Annotated in this window: 1 protein-coding gene; it reads right to left on the reverse strand. The window is 64.1% G+C overall.

Annotation, left to right across the window (positions count from 1 at the left end; all coding sequences use genetic code 11):
* On the reverse strand, positions 1-1008 hold a 1008-nt coding region (locus tag QJT78_RS51540), incomplete at its 3' end, for an IS66 family transposase (protein ID WP_281460894.1).
* Positions 1009-1057 lie beyond the last annotated feature (49 nt).

Raw genomic sequence — 1057 nt, forward strand, 5'->3', positions numbered from 1 at the left:
GCCCTTGTAGGCGGCATAGCCGTCGACCTGCAGGATGCCGTGGTAGTCCCCGAACAGCTGCTTGGCGCGGATCGCCTTGCGATCCTCAGCAAACGTGTAGACTACCGCCGGCGGTGCCGGGCCGCCCCACGGACGGTCATCGGTGGCGATCGCCCAGAACTGGCAGACTTTGGCCCTGCCACGGCCGGGATCGAGAACTGGCAGCGGCGTCTCGTCGGCAAACAGCCGCGGGTAGGACATCACTGTGTCGCGCAACAGCGTGTGAAGCGGCTTCAGCCACCAGGCGGCGCGGCCCATCCACGAGGCCAGCGTCTGCCGATCGAGCGTGATGCCTTGCGCGGCGAACATCTGTTCCTGCCGATACAGCGGCAACTGGTAGCCGTATTTCATCACCGCGATGTGGGCCAGCAAGGCTTCCGTCACCATCCCGCCATCGATCGCCTGGGCCGGCGCAGGTGCCTGCATCACACCCTGGCGGCATCCCCGGCAGCCATACCGCGGACGCACAATGCGCTTGACCCGGTACTGCATCGGAACGACGTCGAAGGCTTCCTTGACGGTCTCCCCGATCTTGTGCAGCCGCTCGCCGCAGCAGGGGCAGATGTGGCTCTCGACATCGATTACGACATCGATGCGCGGCAAATGCTCCGGAAGCTTCCCCCGGTTGCGTCGCGCCGGTCGCTTTCCACGGCCCTCCGCTCCATCAGGCAGCCTGCCTCCGGTTACGTCGGCGTTGGCCGCGGCACGAGCCGCCTGTGCCGTGATGGTGAAGAGAGGCAGCTGTCCGCGATCCAGTGTCTCGGAGCGGGGACCGAAGATCGTGCGCTTGAACTGGGACAGGATCATCAGGAGCTTGTCGTTCTCCTGAACCGCAGCGTCGCGTTGGGCGATCGCCGCATCACGCTCGGCCGAAAGCGTGCTGCATTCCGCCGACAACGCCGCAAGCCTTGACGACAGCGCCATCACGGTGTGTCGGAGCAATGCTGGATCGGAAGGCAAATCACTCATGCAAAGTGATTTTACAACAACTCCGCATGAGTGACGAGCTACTCTTGAT

The organism is Bradyrhizobium sp. Mp27, assembly GCF_029953005.1.
Taxonomy (GTDB): domain Bacteria; phylum Pseudomonadota; class Alphaproteobacteria; order Rhizobiales; family Xanthobacteraceae; genus Bradyrhizobium; species Bradyrhizobium barranii.